The sequence below is a fragment of the Phycicoccus sp. 3266 genome, from assembly GCF_031456495.1.
Lineage (GTDB): Bacteria > Actinomycetota > Actinomycetes > Actinomycetales > Dermatophilaceae > Pedococcus.
In genome coordinates, this window is sequence record NZ_JAVDUW010000002.1 from 425672 (window position 1) to 443042 (window position 17371).

Here is a 17371-nt window from a genome sequence, read left to right on the forward strand (position 1 = left end):
ACCGGAGGACGGGGATGGACGGCCTGACCAGCGAGTTCGACGCAGGGACCGCGGTGGTGGCACGGCCCGGTGAGCCAGGTGCCTGGGACGCCGAGCTCGGTGAGGGCTGGCGCATCGGGGGCGGCGTCAACGGCGGCCTGCTGCTGGCGCTGGTCGGGCGCGCGCTGGGCGAGGAGCTGGTGGCCACCGACGAGCGAGCGGCCCACCCCGACCCGCTCGCGATCAGCGCGTACTACCTGACCCCCGGCGTGCCCGGACCCGCCACCGTTCGCACCGACGTGGTACGCCGCGGTCGGGCCGTCTCCACCGCGCAGGCCTCGCTCCTGCAGGCCGGGCCCGACGGCGGAGAGGTCGAGCGGGTGCGGGTGCTCGCGACGTACGGCGACCTCGCCGGGCTCGACGGCGACGCCAGCACGACGGCCACCCCACCGGTGCTGCCGCCGCCCGAAGAGTGCGTGAGCGCGGCCCAGGCCCCGCCGGACTTCCTCAAGCACGCGTCCCTGCTCGAGCGGCTCGACCTGCGGCTCGACCCCGCCACGACCGGCTGGGCGGTCGGCCGCCCGTCGGGCACGGGTGTCATCCGCGGCTGGCTGCGCATGGCCGACGGCCGCGAGCCCGACGCGCTGCTGCTCCTGCTCGCGGTCGACGCGCTGCCGCCGGTGGCCTTCGAGCTGGGGCTGCCCGGCTGGACGCCGACCCTGGAGCTCACCGCCCACGTGCGGGCGCGTCCCGCCCCGGGCTGGCTGCGGGTCAACCTCACCAGCCGCACCATGTCGGGCGGGTACCTCGAGGAGGACGCCGAGGTCTGGGACAGCGCCGGGCGGCTCGTCGCCCTCTCTCGCCAGCTTGCCCGCGCCACGCCGCCGAAGCCAGCCTGACCCGGCGCGACCCCGCCGCTCGACCGGCATACCCGCTCCTCGCCGTGGTCGGGACGCTCGGGAGGCGCCGGTAGACTCCTGACCCCGTGGCCCTCACTATCGGAATCGTCGGTCTGCCCAACGTCGGCAAGTCCACGATGTTCAACGCCCTGACCAAGAACAACGTGCTCGCGGCGAACTACCCGTTCGCGACGATCGAGCCGAACGTCGGGGTCGTCCCGCTGCCGGACGCTCGCCTTGCCAAGCTTGCCGAGATCTTCGGGTCGGAGAAGATCCTCCCGGCGACCGTGTCCTTCGTCGACATCGCCGGCATCGTGCGCGGTGCGTCCGAGGGGGAGGGGCTGGGCAACAAGTTCCTCGCCAACATCCGTGAGGCCGACGCCATCTGCCAGGTCGTGCGCGCGTTCGAGGACGGCGACGTCGTCCACGTCGACGGCAAGGTCTCGCCCGCCTCCGACATCGAGACCATCCACACCGAGCTCATCCTCGCCGACCTGCAGACCCTCGAGAAGGCGGTGCCGCGACTGGAGAAGGAGGCGCGGATCACAAAGGATCGCAAGCCCCTCCTCGACAACGCCGTGGCCGCCCAGAAGGTGCTCGAGGAGGGTCACACCCTGTATGCCGCGGGCGCGGCTGCCGGGGTCGACCTCGCCGAGGCCAGGCAGCTGGGGCTGCTCACGACGAAGCCGTTCATCTACGTGTTCAACCTCGACGAGGAGCAGCTCGGCGACGCCGACCTGCACGCATCGCTGCGCGAGCTCGTCGCCCCCGCGGACGCGGTCTTCCTCAACGCGAAGCTCGAGATGGACCTCATGGACATGGAGCCCGACGAGGCGATGGAGCTGCTCGAGTCGTTCGGCGCGACCGAGTCCGGGCTGGACCAGCTGGCCCGCACCGGGTTCCACACCCTCGGCCTCCAGACGTACCTGACCGCCGGGCCCAAGGAGTCGCGGGCCTGGACGATCAAGCAGGGCTGGACCGCCCCGCAGGCCGCTGGTGTCATCCACACCGACTTCCAGCGCGGCTTCATCAAGGCCGAGATCGTGTCGTACGACGACCTGGTCGAGGCCGGTTCGATGAATGCCGCCAAGGCCGCCGGCAAGGTGCGCATGGAGGGCAAGGACTACGTCATGGCCGACGGCGACGTGGTCGAGTTCCGCTTCAACGTCTGAGGCGTCCTGCTGGCCGTCGCCGGTGAGTCCGCCGACGACGGCCAGCGTGGCCCGGGGGCGACCGCGCTCAGCCGACGGCCCTGGCGGCCTGGAGGATGACGTCCACCACGTCCTGCGGGTGGGAGACGATCACGTCGTGGGCCGAGTCCACTGTGGACACGGTCGCACCGGCGCGGCGGGCCATGAACAGCTGACCTCCGGGTGAGATGGCCCGATCCTGCATGGTGACGAGGTCCCAGCTCGGCAGGTTCTTCCACGCGGGTTGCCCGGAGGGCTCGGTCTGGGCGAAGTAGCTCAGGGGGCGCTGGGTCGCTGCCATGGCAGCAGCGGCCGCCGGGCTGCGGTCGCCGGCGAACACCGTGCGGAACGAGGCCGGCTTGATGTAGACGTCGAGGTCCTGGCCACCGGGGGCGGCCGGGTTGGCGGCCGGGGGTATGAGCGTGGTGTCGGGCCCCAGCAGGGACCCGGGGTAGGCGGCGGGGTCGTACGACGTGACGATGGCCTGTCCGGCGTCCGGTACGAAGGCGGCGACGTAGACCAGCGCCTTGACGTTCTCGGCGCCTCGCGCGGCGTTGGTGATGACCGCCCCTCCGTACGAGTGCCCGACCAGGACGACGGGGCCCGGGGTGGTGGCCAGGACGGACCGCACGTAGTCCGAGTCCGAGGTGAGTCCACGCAGCGGGTTCGCCGGGGCGATGACGTCGTACCCCTGGCGCTGCAGGCTGACCACCTCCTGCGTCCAGCCGGAGGCGTCGGCGAAGGCGCCGTGGATGAGGACGATGGTCGGCTTCGACCCGTCCTGGGGTGCCCGAGCGGGCTGAACCGCCGACAGGCCGCCCGTGGCGGCGTGGCGGGTGGCAGCTTCGGCGCGGCTCGTCTGGCCGCTGGTGACGAGGGATGCGGTGACGGGCAGCAGGGCGACGAGCGCAGCGGCGGCCAGCCCGCTCCAACGGGCTCGGCGCAGGTGTCTGGTATCGATCGACATGGACGTTCTTCCTTCGGATCAGGGTGCGGGACAGGGCACGGAGACGAAGCCGGGCACGAGGTGCCGGCAGTGGGCGACGCGCGGCGGCGAGTCGTCGCGGCGAGTCGAGGAGGCGAATCGAGTCGACAGCGAGGAGCAGGCTCAGGTGGTGGCCACCATGCCGCCGTCGATCAGGACGTCGCTGCCGGTGAGGTTGCCGAGAGCCGGGGAGGCCAGCATGAGAACCGTTCGCGCGACCTCGTCCGGGCGGGTGAAGCGGCGCGTCGCGGTGTCGGCCACCGCCGCCTTCCTGACGTCGTCGGGATCCAGACCGCTGGCTGCGCCGACGGTCTGGGCGACTCCTCCGGGACCGAGCCACAGGGGGGTCTCCACCGGGCCGGGACTGACGGTGTTGACCCGGACACCCGAGGGGCCGAGCTCCTTGGACAAAGACTTGCAGAAGCTCCGCAATGCGGCCTTGGCGGCGCTGTAGTCGATGACGCCCGGGTCGGGCAGCGTCGCGTTGACCGAGCAGACGGTGACGATCGCGGAGGGCGCCGCCCGGACGAGGTGGGGCAACGCGGCCCGGGTCGCGCGGACGGCGGAGAGCAGGTTGAGCTCGAGGGCCCAGTGCCAGTCGTCGTCGGTGACGGCGAGGAAGCCGTCGGTGCGCGGACGGACACCTCCGACGTTGTTCACCAGGACGTCCAGGCGCCCGAACCTCGCCACCGCCTCGTCCATGAGGGCCTGGCAGCCGGTGCTCGTGGTGAGGTCGCCCAGCACGACGGCCACGTCGTGGGAGCCCGCCAGGTCGGTGAGCTCGGCGGACCCCTTCAGTGCGCCGGCTGCCACCCGCACCCCCTCTGCACACAGGGCACGGGTGACCTGCAGGCCGATGCCCTGGCTGGCACCGGTGACCACCGCGACCTTCCCGTCGAGATCGAGGTTCACAGCCCCTGCTCCCGCAGCCACTTCAGGCACGTCTCTGCCACGTCCGGCCACCCCGAGTCGATGGTCAGCGAGTGGCCGCGGTCCGGGAAGGTCGTGAGCTCGGTGACGGCCTCGGAGTGCCGGTACTGCTTGAACGTGGACCGCGTGACCGACTCCGGCACGGTGTGGTCCTTCCCGCTGGCGATGAGCAGGAGGGGTCCGCGTGACTGGTTTCCCGTGGCGACCTTGGCGGGCGAGTGGGGGTTGAAGTTCGCGGCCGCCGCCTCGAACAGGGGCCGGCCCGGAGCAGGGATCGTCCAGCGCGCGAAGAGCTCGTCGGACTCCTCCGGTGAGACGGCGTTCCCGAACGCGAAGCGGAACTGCTGGGCGCTCAGAGACACGGCACGGTGCTTGTTCGCCGGGTTCCTGAAGACGGGCAGCGTGGCCCACAGCGCCGACAGCGGCACCGGCAGCACGCCCTTGATCTGGGCCGCGTCGATGGCGATGGCCGCCTTGGCACAGTCCTGGCCCAGCAGCTTCTGGGCGATCATCCCGCCGAAGGAGTGACCGATGAGGACCGGCTTCTCGGGGAGCGTGTCGATGAGGGCCTCGAAGTGGGCGACGACGTCGTCGATCCCGTGGTCGCCGATGGCGTCGGGGTCGCGGCGCGACTCCTCCACCGTCGGGCCGTCGCCGGGCCAGCCCGGTGCCTGGGCGTCGTAGCCCTCGTCGCGGAAGCGCGTGGTCCACGCGTCCCACGACGAGGCGTGCAGCCAGAGTCCATGGATGAAGAGCACAGGTGTTGTCACAGTCGTTCCTCCTGATCGACCTGCCGGGTGCTGGACGCCCCGCGGCTCGTCGACGCTAGGACTGCGCCGGAGCAGCCCGCTTCAGTCGGATGACTGCGCCTGGTTCAGCGGTCCTCTCGCATGCTGGTCGCCGACGAGGACCTCGGCCAGCTGCTGACGGCTGGTGATGCCGAGCTTCGGGAACGCCCGGTACAGGTGCGAGCCCACGGTGCGGTGCGAGAGGAAGAGGCGCTGGCCGATCTCCCGGTTCGACAGGCCGCGTGCCGCGAGCGCCGCGATCTGGGCCTCCTGCGGCGACAGCTCCTCCTGTCTCCGGGTCGTGGGTTCCCAACCGCGTTCCCCGGTCGCCCTCAGTTCGTGGTCCGCCCGCTGCGCCCACGGCTGGGCTCCCAGGGCCTCGAAGGCCGTGCGTGCCGATCTCAGGGGCTCCCGTGACTCTGTGACCCTGCGTTGGCGCCGCAGCCACGAGCCGTACGCCAGCTGCGTGCGCGCCTGGTGCCACGGGAACGTGCGCCCCGCGCCCGACAACGCAGCCCGGAACAGCTCCTCGGCCGAGCCGTCGTCCGCGAGGACCGCCCTGGCGTGCTCCACCGGGATCCGGGCACCCGCAGCAGGAGAGTCCGAGGCCAGGTCCTCCACCGCAGCGAGCAGGGGCCTTGCTTCCTCGCGGCGGCCGGTGCTGACCGCCGCCTCCGCCAGGTAGCCGATGGTCCACAGCGACTGCACGCGCTGGTGCGACGGGTCGGTCGGCCGGAAGACGCGCGCCAGCTCGCCGTAGGCCTGCTCCTGCCGGTTGGACGCGAGCTCTGCCAACCCCCGGGCCAGCTGTGCCCCGGCCAGGAGCGAGGAGCTGGCGTTGGGCAGCTGCAGGGCGATCTGCTCCGCCCTGGTCAGAGCCGGATGGCGACCGTGCCACCGTCCGGCGATGGCGTCGATGGTGGCCACGGCCAAGCCGGCCGTTCCCGCCCACACCCGTTGCCCGGTCTCGGCCGCCAGTCGCATGCCCTCGTCGGCGGAACGACTCGCGTCGAAGACCCCGAGGTTGATCTCCGCCCACGCCCGGATCGACAGGGCCTCTGCGAGCAGGCTCAGGCGCCCGTCGGTACGCAGCCGGTGGATGGCCGCGGACAGGAACGAGTCCGCGCGGACGAAGTCGCCGGCGCAGAAGGCGGCGATCCCCAGAGGAGCCGCCAGGTCCGCCCGTTCGCCCAGGTCGGCCGGCCACCGGTCGAGCTCCGCGAGGATGGACGAGCTCAGCTCGAGCGACTCGGCGAGACCGAGGACGGCGAGCACCCGCGGGTCGCCGGGGGGCAGGGCGACCTCACGTGCGGCACCGATGACCTCACGGCGGACCGCGTCCCCCGGATCCCGCCACCACACCCTTCGTGCGGCGCCGAAGAGGAGCTGCATCGCCAGGTCGGTGTCGTCGTGCCCGTTGGCATCTCGCGCCAGGTCGACCAGGTGCCGGACATCGGCGGGGTCGCTCGTCGCGCCGTCGTGGAAGGCGCCCTCCAGCCAGGTCAGGCGGGAGCGGTCGCGCGGGCGCAGGGTCAGCCCCGAGACCTGCGCCCTGAGCTGCTCGACGTGGGCGTGGCGACCGAGCTGGAACCCGAGCTCCGCCGCGCTGAGCAGCCTCGCGCCCCGGTCCTGCGCGTCCGGCGTGAGCGCCGCGGAGCGCTCGAGCTGTGCAAGCGCAGTCGCGAAGGCCCCCCGACGGCGAGCCTCGTCGGCAGACCTCTCCAGCTCGGCGGCGATCTGCTCGTCCCGTCCGGCCACGGAGCTCGCCCTGTGCCAGGTGGCGCGGTCGGGGTACGCGGCCAGTGCTTCGGCAAGAGCGGCGTGGCCCTTCCTGCGCCGTTCGGGCGTCATGGCGCGTCGCAGCGCGGAACCCACCAGGGGATGGGCGATGGCGTATGCCGGGCCGTCGACCGTGAGGAACCCCAGGTCCACCGCCGGCGAAACCGCCTCCAGTCCGACTGGGGCCCCCGCCAACACGGAAGCAGCAGTCACGAGGAGCTCCACGTCGTCCCCGTCGTCGAGCGCGGCGACGTCAAGCACCGCACGCGCTGAGGGGCTGACCGCGTCCGCTCTCGCGGTGAAGGCACGTTCGAGGCGGTCGGTCATCGGAAGTGCGCGATCGGCGTCGTCAGCCCAGCTGAGCGTCCCCGACTGCAGCGCCTTCGCGAACTCGACCAGGGCCAGCGGGTTGCCGCCTGACTCCGCGACGATGCGTTCCCGCATCGGGGATGCGAGCCCGGGGGCGCACGTCGCCACGAGCTCCTCGGCGACGGTCTCGGGCAGGCTGGGCAGCTCGATCCAGGTGAAGGTCTGGTCGTCCCCGAGCAGTGGTTCTTGGGTGCGCGAGGTGCACAGCAGGACGATCCGCTCGGTCTCGATCCGCCTGGCGACGAATGCCAGTGCGTCGAGGGTCGGCTGGTCCATCCAGTGGAGGTCGTCGAGCGCCACCAGGAGCGGGTTCTCGCCGGATGCGCGGACGAGGAGCTCGAGCACTGCCAACGACGTGAAGAACGGGTTGACCGACTCGACTGCGACCATGCCGAAGCACGCCAGCAACGAGTCACGCTGCTGGGTGGGCAGCTCATCGACGTGGGACAGGACGGGACCGAGCAGCTGGTGCAGGTTGGCGTAGGGCAGGTGCGCCTCACGCTGGCTCCCGCGCGCCGACAACACGGCGAAACCGGAGTCCCGGGCCCGCTCCGCGACGTGCGCCTGCAGCAGGGTCTTGCCGATCCCAGGTTCCCCGGAAAGGCCCACGGCCCTTCCAGCGATCTCCACGCCCTCCAGCATGTCGAGCAGCCGGTCCAGCACCTGCTCGCGGCCGAGGAGCGGCGTCCCGGTCGGCATGGCCATGGGTCGAGCATGAGTGCGTCCACCGGTTTCGTCCACCCTCCTCCCAGCAGGCGTCGAGGACAGTCATGGGTTGCGTCGTCGTGCGCAAGGCGTGGGACCAGCCCCAGGGGCACCCTGAACGCTCAAGAACCACTCGTGATCGGCCGGCCCCGCGCCGGGGCCAGCCGACAAGCACCCAGGTCAGGAGCCCGTCATGACGAGTACCCCCACCGTCGCCTTCGTCCACGGTGCGTTCGCCGACTCCAGCGGGTGGTCGACCACCATGACCGCGCTCGACGCGGCCGGGCTGCCGGTCATCGCCATCCCCAACGAGCTGCGTGCGCTGGGACGGGACGCCGAGCAGGTACGCAGCGTGGTCGCGACGCTCCCCGGGCCGGTGGTCCTCGTGGGCCACTCCTACGGTGGCGCCGTCATCGGGGAGGCGGCCCGAGGTGCTGCCAACGTCCGCGCCCTCGTGTTCGTCGCGGCATACATCCTCGACTCCGGCGAGAGCATCGCCACGGTGCTGGACCCGGCGCGCTTCCCGGGCGGTGAGCTGGGACCCGACACCACGCTGGCGAGGCCGTTCACCGCCGCAGGGTCGCCGGACGGGGCGGCCACGGACGCCGACCTGTACATCAGGACCGAGAGCTTCGCCCAGGTCTTCGCCGCCGACGTCCCCGCCGAGGTGGCGCGGGTGATGGCGTGGTCGCAACGACCCCTTGCCACGGGGGCATTCACCGGGCAGGCCGGGCCGCCCGCGTGGCGCGACGTGCAGTCGTGGGCCCTGGTGGCCGAGAACGACAGGGCGATCCCGCCCAGCGGCCAGAGGTGGATGGCCGAGCGGGCCGGGGCGACCATCGGAACCATCGCCTCCTCGCACGCCGTCATGGTCTCCCAACCGGAGGCGGTGACGGCGACGATCCTCGAGGCCGTGGCGGCCCTGGGCTGACCCGCCCTGCGCCTCAGTCGCCGGGTCGCCGCAGCGAGTCGCGGATGCCGTCGATGGCGTCACGGGCCATGGGGAGCAACGGGTGGCGGATCCGGAAGTCGACGCGGTCGCCCGAGGTCACTCGGACGTGCGGTGCCCACCGCTCGACGGCCGTCGCGAGCTCCTCGCGCCGGCGCAGTGCCGAGGGCCGGACGAAGCGGTGGGGCAGGAGCGCCGCCTGCTGCAGGTTGGCCTGCAGCGCCTCCGCGGTGTGCGGTGCCTGGCCCACGAACCGCATGAGCTGCTCCCAGTCCTGCTGCACGTCCGGCGGCAGCGACGGAGGCGCCAGCCGGCGGGCGCCAAGGGCCGTCCCGGACCGGACCGAGCTGTCGGAGTCGACCTTGGGTCCGTCGTGGACGGCGGTGAAGAGGACGAGCTCGCTGACGTCGGCCCAGGCGACGACGTTCGAGGAGGTCGAGCCGGCCTCGGGTCCGAACCACACGCCTCCGGGCCCCACGACCACGGCCGGCCGGCGGCTCCTCAGCAGGCGGTCCGCGCCCAGGATCCCGACGACGAGGGCCATGAAGCCGAAGGCCAGGATTCCACCGAGCCCCTCGTCGACGAGCAGCGCGAACACGGCGACGAGCGCCACGCCGACGACGACCAGACCGGGGAGGGAGACGCGCGGGTTGAGGAACGTGAGGGAAGACGGGTCCGACCTGGTCACCTCGACGGGCGCCGGGCCGCGGTCGCGCTGCGCCCACGGTCCGACGTACCAGGTCACGGTCGGATGTCTCCCGCTGTACATCGGCATCGGAGCCCCCTTCGCACGACTGGGGACAGGGTAGGGATCCCGCGTGCCCGACGTGGCCGGTTCCGGCGATCCTGCGACGGGGACCCGTCAGGGGCCGCGCCGTGTGGGACGGCTCAGGTGGATGCGGTGACGACCTCGCCGAGGATGCGGCCGGCTTCGTCGAACCGGGCGGGGTCCTCGGCGGCGAAGTTGAGCCGGAGGTACGGGCCGGAGGGCTCCGCCGGGAACCACTCGGTGCCGGGGGCGACGACCAGCCCACGGGTCTCGCAGTCCCGCACGACCTGCTGCACGTCGGTGCCGTCGGGCAGCCGCGCCCACAGGTTGAGGCCACCACGTGGGAGGTGGTCCACGTGCAGGGCGGGTGCATGTGTGGTGACCGCCTCGAGCAGGCTGTCCCTGCGCGCCCTGAGCTGGTGGCGCATCGATCGCAGGTGCGTGGCCCACGCCGGCTGCGTCACGACGTCGAGCGCGGCTGCCTGGAGGACCCCGCTGACGTACATGCTCTCCGCGGCCCTGTCGGCGAGGACGCGCTCGCGCGCGGGCCCCCGGGCGACCACCGCCGCGACCCGCAGGGCGGGGGAGACCGACTTGGTCAGCGACCGCAGGTAGATGACGTGCCCGTCGTCGTCGTGGCCGGCGACCGGCGCGGGGTCGGTATCGATGCCCAGGTCGTGCGCCCAGTCGTCCTCGACGAGGAACGCACCCCGGTGTCGGACGACCTCGAGCACGGCGAGGCCGGTGTCGCGCGACCACTGCGCACCGGTGGGGTTCGCGAACGTGGGCTGGGCGTAGAAGGCCCTGGCCCCGGTCGTCGCGAACGCGCGGTCCACCTCGTCGGGGTCGGGTCCGTCGGGACCCGAGGGCACGGGCACGAGCACCACCCCGGCCTGCTCGGCCGCGAGGATGGCGCCCCAGTAGGTGGGGGACTCGACGACGAGGGGCTGCCCGGGTCCGACGACCGCCCGGAAGACGGAGCTGAGGGCGCTCTGGCTCCCCGCAACGACGAGGGCGTCGCGGGGAGAGGGCGGGGTGACGCCCGAGGGTGCGCTCGCGGCGACCTGGCCGGCGAACCACGCCTGCAGCTCCGGCAGCCCAGCGGTGGGTGAGCGGGTCAGGGCCGCTTCGGTGCGTGCGGCGCGTTGCAGGGCGGCGCGGACGAGCCGCTCGGGCAGCAGGTCGGGTGCCGGGTACCCCGAGTGCAGGCGGATGGCGTCGGGCGCCGACGCGCGCTGGGTCGAGGGGAGGCCGCTCGTGCGGATGCGCGGGGCGCCCAACGCGGCCGTCTGCCACCCGAGGTCGGCCGGACGCGGCGCGGTGGGGGCCGAGCGCACGAACGTGCCGACGCCCGGGCGGCTCTCGACCAGCCCCAGCGCGACCAGCCGGCGCACCGCCTTCTGGACGGTCACGGGACTCGCGCCGTACTCGGCCACCAGCGAGCGGTTGGACGGCAGCCGGGCACCGGGTGGTGCCGACGTGATCCACGGGCGCAGAGCCGCCACGATCCGGCTTGCGCTATCGTCGTTCATGACGAACCAGAGTAGCGCTATCGTCCCGACGGCCCCGGTGCTATCCACTGCGGCGGATGCGCCGTCCTCGGCGGAACTGCCGTCCACGCCACAGCCGGCGGCGTCCGCGAGGTCCGGCTTGGGCTGGGGCCTGGCCGGGACCACGGCCTTCTCGTTCACGGTGCCGTTCACGCGGGTCGCCACCCACGACGGGCTGTCCGCGCTGTTCCTCGGCTCCGGTCGAGCCGTCGTGGCTGCCCTGCTGGCGACGGTCGCCCTCCTCGCCACCCGCCAGTCCCGGCCGTCCTGGCGCCAGGTCCGTCGCCTGGCGGTCGTCGGGGCCGGCGTCGTCCTCGGCTTCCCGCTGCTCACGTCGTACGCCCTGACCACCACGCCGGCCAGCCACGGCGCGGTCGTCATCGGCCTGCTGCCGGCCGCCACGGCCGCCATGGCCGTCCTGCGCGGCAAGGAGTCGGTGCCGTGGACGTTCTGGGCCTCCGCGGCGACGGGGGCGGTCGCCGTGGTCGTGTTCGCGGCGCTCCAGGGTGGTGGCCTCGGATCGCTGCACTGGGCGGACCTGCTCCTGCTCGGCGCCGTCCTCGCTGCCGCCGTGGGGTATGCCGAGGGCGGCCTGCTCGCGCGGGAGCTGGGGGCGTGGCAGACGGTCTCGTGGGCGCTCGTGCTGTCGGCCCCGGTCATGGCCGCGCTCACCGTCGTGTCCGTCGTCGACCGGGCGCCGTCGGGGACGGCCGTCCAGTGGCTCGCCTTCTCCTACCTGTGCGTCGTCTCCATGTACCTGGGCTTCTTCGCCTGGTACCGCGGGCTGGCCATCGGGCCGATGGCACGGGTGAGCCAGGTCCAGCTCGTGCAACCGGTGCTGAGCATCCTGTGGGCGGCGCTCCTGCTCCGCGAGCGGGTGACGTGGCAGACCCTCCTGTGCGGTGCCGTCGTCGTCGCCAGCGCGCGGGTGGCCGTCCGCGCCCGGCTCGGGCGGGGCGCCGGCCGACGCGCCCGGCGCCGAGGGAACACACAGACTCCTGTGGTTGGCTGACCCGCGAACTCCCTCCTGCCCCCGGCCGGCAGACCCGACCAGGCCGTCCCGCCCGTGAAGAAGCGTTACCCCCTGCTGCTCTCTGCCGTCCTCGTCGGTGGCGTCTGGGTCAGCCCGGCAGCGGCGCAGGAGATCGCCGACAACGCCGTCGTCCGCACCGCCCCGGGTGCCGTCGTCGCCCACGTGCTCTCGGCGGACTCCCTCGGTGCCGGGCGCATCGTCGAGGTCTTCGGCGACCTCACGAAGGCCCGCCACGTCGCCGTCCTCGTCCCGGGTGTCTCGTGGACGGGCCCGCTCATCGCCGACGAGACCGCGGCCACCCGCAGGCACCCGGCGGTCCAGGCGCGGGCGCTGCTGACGCGGATGCGGGAGGACGACCCGGCGCACGAGTCCGCCGTGGTGGTGTGGCTCGACTACGACCCGCCGCAGGACCTCGGCGTGGCCGCGGCCCGATCGGACCGCGCCATCGCGGGCGCCCCGCGCCTGGCCAGGTTCGTCGCCACCCTGCCCCGCACGGCGAACGTCACGCTGGTGTGCCACAGCTACGGCTCGGTCGTGTGCGGCCACGCCGCCCCGCACCTGCGCGTCAGCGACATAGTCGCGATCGGCTCGCCGGGGATGGACGTCGAGCGCCGCGCCGACCTCGGCACCACCGCGCGGGTCTGGGCCGGGCGCGCGGAGGGCGACCCCATCGGCCTGGTGCCGTACACCCGCTACGGCGACCTCGGCCACGGGGCGGACCCCACCGCTCCGGCGTTCGGGGCCCTGCCCCTGCCGGTGGACGGCGCGTACGGCCACAACGACTACCTGGCGCCCGGCACGGCCTCGCTCGCTGCGATGGCGCGGATCGCGGTCGGCCAGCCCGGTGCGGTGACGGGCGCTGCTGCCTCCTGAGCCCGGGCGGCCGGCCGTCGTGGTGCGCGGAACGAACACGAACCGGCACAGACCCTGACAAGCGTCCTCATCCAAATGGGGGAGGGTGGCCCGATCCGCCCACAGCCGAGGGGTGCCGGCCCCACACTGCGTCTCGTGATCAAGAGCGTGACCATGGGGGTGCTGATCCTCCTGTCGGCGTCGGCCGTCGTGGTCGGGGTCTACAACTACGAGCTGACCAAGGCGTTCTGCTCGACGTTCCGCCAGGACCCGCGTCCCATCTCGGCGGTCCCGCCCCGCTTCCTGCCCACGGGCACCCAGCTCTGCCAGTGACCCGGCTCAGGCCTGGTCTGCCGCGGGACGTCGCAGGCGGACCTGGGTGACGGCGTGGTGCGCGACGCGGGTCACCTCGATCGTCCAGTCGCCGACGGCGACGAGGTCACCTGGCCGCTCCGGCACGCGGCCGAGCTCCTTGAGCACCAGGCCAGCCACCGTGGCGTAGTCGGTCGAGGGGGCAAGGGCGAGCTCGACCCCCACGTCGGTGAGGTCGTGGACCGGGAAGGTCCCGGGCAGCGTGACCGAGCCGTCGTCGTGCCGGTGGGCCGCGAGCACGTCGCGATCCGTCTCGTCCCAGATCTCGCCGACGAGCTCCTCGAGCAGGTCCTCCAGGGTGACGATGCCGTCGACCGAGCCGTGCTCGTCGACGACGATCGCCATCTGCTGCCTCTCCTCCTTGAACCGGCGCAGGGCCTCGGACACCCGGACGGTGTCCGGGAGCATGAGCGCCGGCTGGACCCGCGACCCGACGGGCTCGTCGTCACCGTGGACGACGGCGCCCCAGTGGACGATTCCCAGGACGCGGTCGAGGTGGTTGCCGCGGGTGATGGGCACGCGGGAGTGGCCGGCCCGCGCCATCTGCTCGCGTGCCTCGGCCACCGGGGTGTCGGCAGGCAGCGCCAGGACCGCCCCGCGGGGCACCAGCACCTGGCGCAGGATCCGCTCGTGCAGCTCGAGGGCGCCGCTGATGATCTCGCGCTGGCCGTGGTCGAGCTCGGGGTTGCTCGTCACGAGGTCGCGCAGCTCGGCCGCCGAGAGCTCCTCACCCTCGGCGTCGGGGCGCCCGCCGAGCAGCCGGACCACGACGTTGGTCGAGGCGCTGAGCAGGGCGACGGCGGGGCGTGCCGCGGTCGACAGCAGGTCGAGCGGGCGGGCCACCGTCGAGGCCCACGGGAGGGCCCACTGCATCGCGAGACGCTTCGGGGCCAGCTCGCCGAGGACCAGGGTGAGGAACGACAGCACCAGCGTCACGACGGCCACGGACAGCGCCTCGGCGGCCGAGCCGAGGAACTGCAGGTGCGGCACGAGCGGCTCGGCCAGCGACACCGCCGCCGTCGCGGACGCGAGGAAGCCGGCCAGGGTGATGCCGATCTGGATGGTCGCGAGGAACCGGTTGGGGTCCCGGGCCAGGCGGACGAGCCGCTGTGAGCGGGCGGAGCCGTCACGCTCCAGCTGGCGCAGCTGGCCCTCGCGGAGCGAGACCAGTGCCATCTCGCTGCCGGCGAAGACCGCGTTGAGGAGGACGAGCACGGCGACGAGGGCGATGTCGAGCCAATAGCCGGACATGGCTGGGTGGGATCACCGGTCCTGGTAGGGGAGAGGGCCTGAGTCGCGTCCAACGACCCGACGGGCGGGCGAGTTCCGGCCGGTCGGGGCAGCCGGGCCCTTCGTCCCTGTGCCCCGGCTCCCGCGCTCGGGAGGGTGAGGTGGAGGAGGCCGCCATGAGCACAGGGAGCCCGCCCACCGTCCGCACGCCCGCCACCGCACCCGAGGTGGCGCCCCGCGCCCAGGAGCCGGTGGTCCAGGCGTCCGGGCTCGGCAAGCGGTACGGGTCGTTCTGGGCCCTGCGCGACCTCGACCTGCGGATCGAGCCGGGTGAGGTCTTCGGGTACCTCGGCCCCAACGGCGCGGGCAAGACCACGACCCTGCGGCTGCTGATGGGGCTGCTGCGCCCCACCACGGGTTCCGCGCTCGTGTGCGGGCACGACGCCTGGGCCGACTCGGTGGCCGTGCGCCGCCGGGTCGGCTACCTGTCAGGCGAGGGCGGCATCTACCCCAGGCTCACGGGGGAGCAGCACCTGGAGTTCCTCGGCTCCCTGCGGGGACTGCGCCACCACGGACGCGCCCGCGAGCTCGCCGAGCGCTTCGACCTCGACCTCTCGCGCCGCGGCGGGGAGCTGTCCCGCGGCAACCGACAGAAGCTCGCCCTCGTCCTGGCGATGATGGCGCCGGTCGACCTCCTCGTCCTCGACGAGCCGACCAACGGCCTGGACCCGATGGCGCAGCAGGAGTTCAAGCGGTGCGTGCGTGAGCAGGCGCAGGCGGGTGGCGCCGTGCTGCTGAGCTCGCACGTGCTCGCGGAGGTGCAGCGGGTGGCCGACCGGGTCGCCGTGCTGCGGCAGGGCCGGCTGGTCGCGGTGGAGGGTCTCGAGGCGCTCCGGGCCCGCTCGCTCCACCACATCCGGGCCACGCTGGCGACCCCGGTCGACCCGGCGGAGTTCGCGGCGGTCGAGGGGGTGCGTGACCTGTCCGTGCAGGGCCACGACCTCGTCTGCAAGGCGCCAGAGGCGTCGCTGGACGGCGTGGTCAAGGCCCTGAGCCGGCACCGGCTGCGCGACCTGACCTGCACCGAGGCCGAGCTCGAGGAGGCCTTCCTCGGCTACTACACCGGGGGTGGTGACGATGCTGGCTGACGTCTGGCGCAAGACCCTCTTCGACCAGCGGCGGGCGCTCGTGGGCTGGGTCGGCTCGATCGTGCTCGTCGTGCTGCTGTATGCCGCGATCTGGCCGAGCCTGCGCGACCAGCCGTCGATGAGCGACTTCCTGGACCAGATGCCCGAGGCGTTCCGCTCGCTGTTCGCCACGGCCGGCGCCGACATGTCGACCCCGACGGGCTACATCCAGATCGAGCTCATGTCCTTCATGGCTCCCGCGCTGCTCATCATCTACGCCGTCGGCCAGGGCTCCTCGGCCGTCGCCGGCGAGGAGGACCGGCACAGCATCGACCTGCTGCTGGGCGCACCGGTGAGCCGGACTCGGGTCCTGCTCGACAAGGCCCTGGCCCTGGTCATCGGCACCGTCCTGCTCGTCGTGGTGACGGGGGTGGCCCTGGTGCTGGAGGGTGCGGCGTTCGACCTGCACCTGCCGGTCTCGGGGGTCGTCGCTGCGATGGCCCACCTCGCGGCCCTCGCGCTGGTCTTCGGCGGCGTCGCGCTCGCGGTCGGTGCGGGCACGGGCCACGCAGGTCTCGCGCGGGGCACGGCGGCGGGCCTGGTCGTCGTGGCGTACCTCGTGAACGGGCTGGGGTCGATGGTCGACTGGCTGGAGCCACTCCAGCGGTACTCGCCCTTCTACCAGTACGCGGCGCACGACCCGCTGCGCACCGGTATCTCCTACCCCGCGCTCGGCGTGGCCCTGGCGACCTTCGTGCTCCTGGTCGCGGTGGCCGTCTGGGGATTCCGCCGGCGAGACGTCCGCGGGTAGGCGGTCAGAGCTGGGTGCCGACCAGGGCGCCGATGCCGTAGGTGACGACCATGGCCAGCACGCCACCACCGACGTTGCGCAGCACGGCCGGCTGCACCCTGGCACCGCCGAGGCGCGCACTGGCCCAGCCGGTCACCGCCAGGGCGATGGCCACGGCGACAGCCGTGACCCACACCCGCGCCGACACCGGCACGACGAGGATCGCGACCAGGGGCAGCAGGGCGCCGATGGTGAACGCCAGCATCGAGGCCCAGGCGGCGTGCCACGGGTTGGTCAGGTCGTTCGGGTCGATGCCCAGCTCGGCCTCGGCGTGCGCCCCGAGGGCGTCGTGGTCGGTGAGCTGCACGGCGACCTCGCGGGCGAGCTCGGGGCTGAGCCCCTTGGCCCGGTAGATCTCGGTGAGCTCGGCGAGCTCCTCCTCCGGCATCTCGCGCAGCTCGCGCTCCTCTTTGGCGAGGAGGGCCTTCTCGGTGTCGCGCTGGGTGCTCACCGAGACGTACTCGCCGGCCGCCATGCTCATCGCACCGGCGGCCAGGCCGGCGACGCCCGCGGTGAGGATCGCGCCGCGGGCGGTGGTCGCGGCGGCCACGCCGATGACGATGCCCGCGGTCGACACGATGCCGTCGTTGGCACCGAGCACGCCCGCACGCAGCCAGTTGAGCCGCTGCCCGATGCCCTGCGAGTGGGCCTCGCCGGTGTGGGGGATCCTGCTCACCTCGGTCTCCTCACTCACCGGCCGTCGCCCCCAGACGGGCGGCTGCCTCGCGGATGCGGTGCGCCAGCTCGACGTCGAGCTGGGTGAGGCCGCCCTCGGAGTGGGTGGCACACGTGAACCGCACCGCACGCCACCGGATGTCGATGTCGGGGTGGTGGTCCATCTGCTCCGCGTCCTGCGCCACGTCGTCGACGAGCCGGATCGCGGTGGGGAAGTCAGGCGCCTCGTAGGTGGCGCGGATCGCGTTCCCGTCGCGCCCCCACCCCGGCAGGTCGCGCAGCTGGCGACCGATCTCCTCGTCGTTCAGCAACCTGGCCATGGACACACTCTGGCAAGGAC

At 73.1% G+C, this 17371-nt stretch carries 17 protein-coding genes; 8 read left to right on the plus strand and 9 right to left on the minus strand.

Annotated elements, in window-relative coordinates:
- The first annotated feature begins 14 nt into the window (after positions 1-14).
- Positions 15-878 (plus strand): thioesterase family protein, encoded by an 864-nt coding sequence (locus J2X64_RS11855; protein ID WP_310154441.1) that lies wholly within the window; start codon positions 15-17, stop codon positions 876-878.
- Between the two features lie 86 nt (positions 879-964).
- Entirely contained in the window at positions 965-2050 is a 1086-nt protein-coding gene (gene ychF, locus J2X64_RS11860) for a redox-regulated ATPase YchF (protein WP_310154444.1), read from the plus strand.
- Between the two features lie 67 nt (positions 2051-2117).
- On the opposite strand, the gene J2X64_RS11865 is transcribed toward ychF, so the two are convergent.
- From J2X64_RS11865 to J2X64_RS11880, 4 genes are all read right to left on the minus strand, one after another.
- Complete coding sequence (locus J2X64_RS11865; protein WP_310154446.1) at positions 2118-3035, minus strand: alpha/beta hydrolase; 918 nt, start codon at positions 3033-3035, stop codon at positions 2118-2120.
- A gap of 141 nt (positions 3036-3176) precedes the next feature.
- Entirely contained in the window at positions 3177-3965 is a 789-nt protein-coding gene (locus J2X64_RS11870; RefSeq protein ID WP_310154449.1) for an SDR family oxidoreductase, read from the minus strand.
- Positions 3962-4753 carry an alpha/beta hydrolase gene (locus J2X64_RS11875; protein ID WP_310154451.1) on the minus strand — a complete coding sequence of 264 codons (792 nt, stop codon included), beginning with the start codon at positions 4751-4753 and terminating at the stop codon, positions 3962-3964. Before J2X64_RS11875 ends, J2X64_RS11870 begins: the two co-directional genes overlap by 4 nt.
- 81 nt (positions 4754-4834) lie before the next feature.
- On the minus strand, positions 4835-7624 hold the full coding sequence (locus tag J2X64_RS11880; protein ID WP_310154454.1) for an AAA family ATPase: 2790 nt from the start codon (positions 7622-7624) through the stop codon (positions 4835-4837).
- 193 nt (positions 7625-7817) lie between these two features.
- On the opposite strand from J2X64_RS11880, the gene J2X64_RS11885 reads away from it, so the two are divergent.
- Complete coding sequence (locus J2X64_RS11885; RefSeq protein ID WP_310154456.1) at positions 7818-8555, plus strand: alpha/beta hydrolase; 738 nt, start codon at positions 7818-7820, stop codon at positions 8553-8555.
- A 13-nt stretch (positions 8556-8568) separates the two neighbouring features.
- Here the strand turns inward: J2X64_RS11885 and J2X64_RS11890 are convergent, their stop codons facing one another.
- Together J2X64_RS11890 and J2X64_RS11895 are read right to left on the minus strand one after the other, a co-directional pair.
- Positions 8569-9348 (minus strand): hypothetical protein, encoded by a 780-nt coding sequence (locus J2X64_RS11890; RefSeq protein ID WP_310154459.1) that lies wholly within the window; start codon positions 9346-9348, stop codon positions 8569-8571.
- 113 nt (positions 9349-9461) lie between these two features.
- Positions 9462-10874, minus strand: coding sequence for a PLP-dependent aminotransferase family protein (locus tag J2X64_RS11895; protein ID WP_310154462.1), 1413 nt, complete (start codon positions 10872-10874; stop codon positions 9462-9464).
- Positions 10875-10992: 118 nt separating this feature from the next.
- Here J2X64_RS11895 and J2X64_RS11900 point away from each other — a divergent pair, with 118 nt between their 5' ends.
- The 3 genes from J2X64_RS11900 to J2X64_RS11910 all read left to right on the plus strand — a co-directional run bounded on the left by J2X64_RS11900 (position 10993) and on the right by J2X64_RS11910 (position 13110).
- Positions 10993-11904 carry a DMT family transporter gene (locus tag J2X64_RS11900; protein ID WP_310154465.1) on the plus strand — a complete coding sequence of 304 codons (912 nt, stop codon included), beginning with the start codon at positions 10993-10995 and terminating at the stop codon, positions 11902-11904.
- Positions 11905-11958: 54 nt separating this feature from the next.
- Positions 11959-12798 carry an alpha/beta hydrolase gene (locus J2X64_RS11905; RefSeq protein WP_310154468.1) on the plus strand — a complete coding sequence of 280 codons (840 nt, stop codon included), beginning with the start codon at positions 11959-11961 and terminating at the stop codon, positions 12796-12798.
- Between the two features lie 135 nt (positions 12799-12933).
- A complete protein-coding gene (locus J2X64_RS11910) occupies positions 12934-13110 on the plus strand; it encodes a hypothetical protein (RefSeq protein WP_310154471.1) in 177 nt (58 codons plus the stop codon).
- A gap of 6 nt (positions 13111-13116) precedes the next feature.
- On the opposite strand, the gene J2X64_RS11915 is transcribed toward J2X64_RS11910, so the two are convergent.
- Entirely contained in the window at positions 13117-14400 is a 1284-nt protein-coding gene (locus tag J2X64_RS11915; RefSeq protein WP_310154474.1) for a hemolysin family protein, read from the minus strand.
- Between the two features lie 155 nt (positions 14401-14555).
- Here J2X64_RS11915 and J2X64_RS11920 point away from each other — a divergent pair, with 155 nt between their 5' ends.
- Positions 14556-15527 carry an ABC transporter ATP-binding protein gene (locus tag J2X64_RS11920; RefSeq protein ID WP_310154477.1) on the plus strand — a complete coding sequence of 324 codons (972 nt, stop codon included), beginning with the start codon at positions 14556-14558 and terminating at the stop codon, positions 15525-15527.
- Entirely contained in the window at positions 15517-16317 is an 801-nt protein-coding gene (locus tag J2X64_RS11925; RefSeq protein ID WP_310155859.1) for an ABC transporter permease subunit, read from the plus strand. The genes J2X64_RS11920 and J2X64_RS11925 overlap by 11 nt, the downstream gene beginning before the upstream one ends.
- A gap of 4 nt (positions 16318-16321) precedes the next feature.
- On the opposite strand, the gene J2X64_RS11930 is transcribed toward J2X64_RS11925, so the two are convergent.
- Both J2X64_RS11930 and J2X64_RS11935 read right to left on the minus strand, forming a co-directional pair.
- Complete coding sequence (locus J2X64_RS11930) at positions 16322-17032, minus strand: VIT family protein (RefSeq protein ID WP_310154480.1); 711 nt, start codon at positions 17030-17032, stop codon at positions 16322-16324.
- A gap of 10 nt (positions 17033-17042) precedes the next feature.
- Positions 17043-17351: a 4a-hydroxytetrahydrobiopterin dehydratase gene (locus tag J2X64_RS11935; RefSeq protein ID WP_310154482.1), complete on the minus strand. Its 309-nt coding sequence runs from the start codon at positions 17349-17351 to the stop codon at positions 17043-17045.
- Positions 17352-17371: the final 20 nt, after the last annotated feature.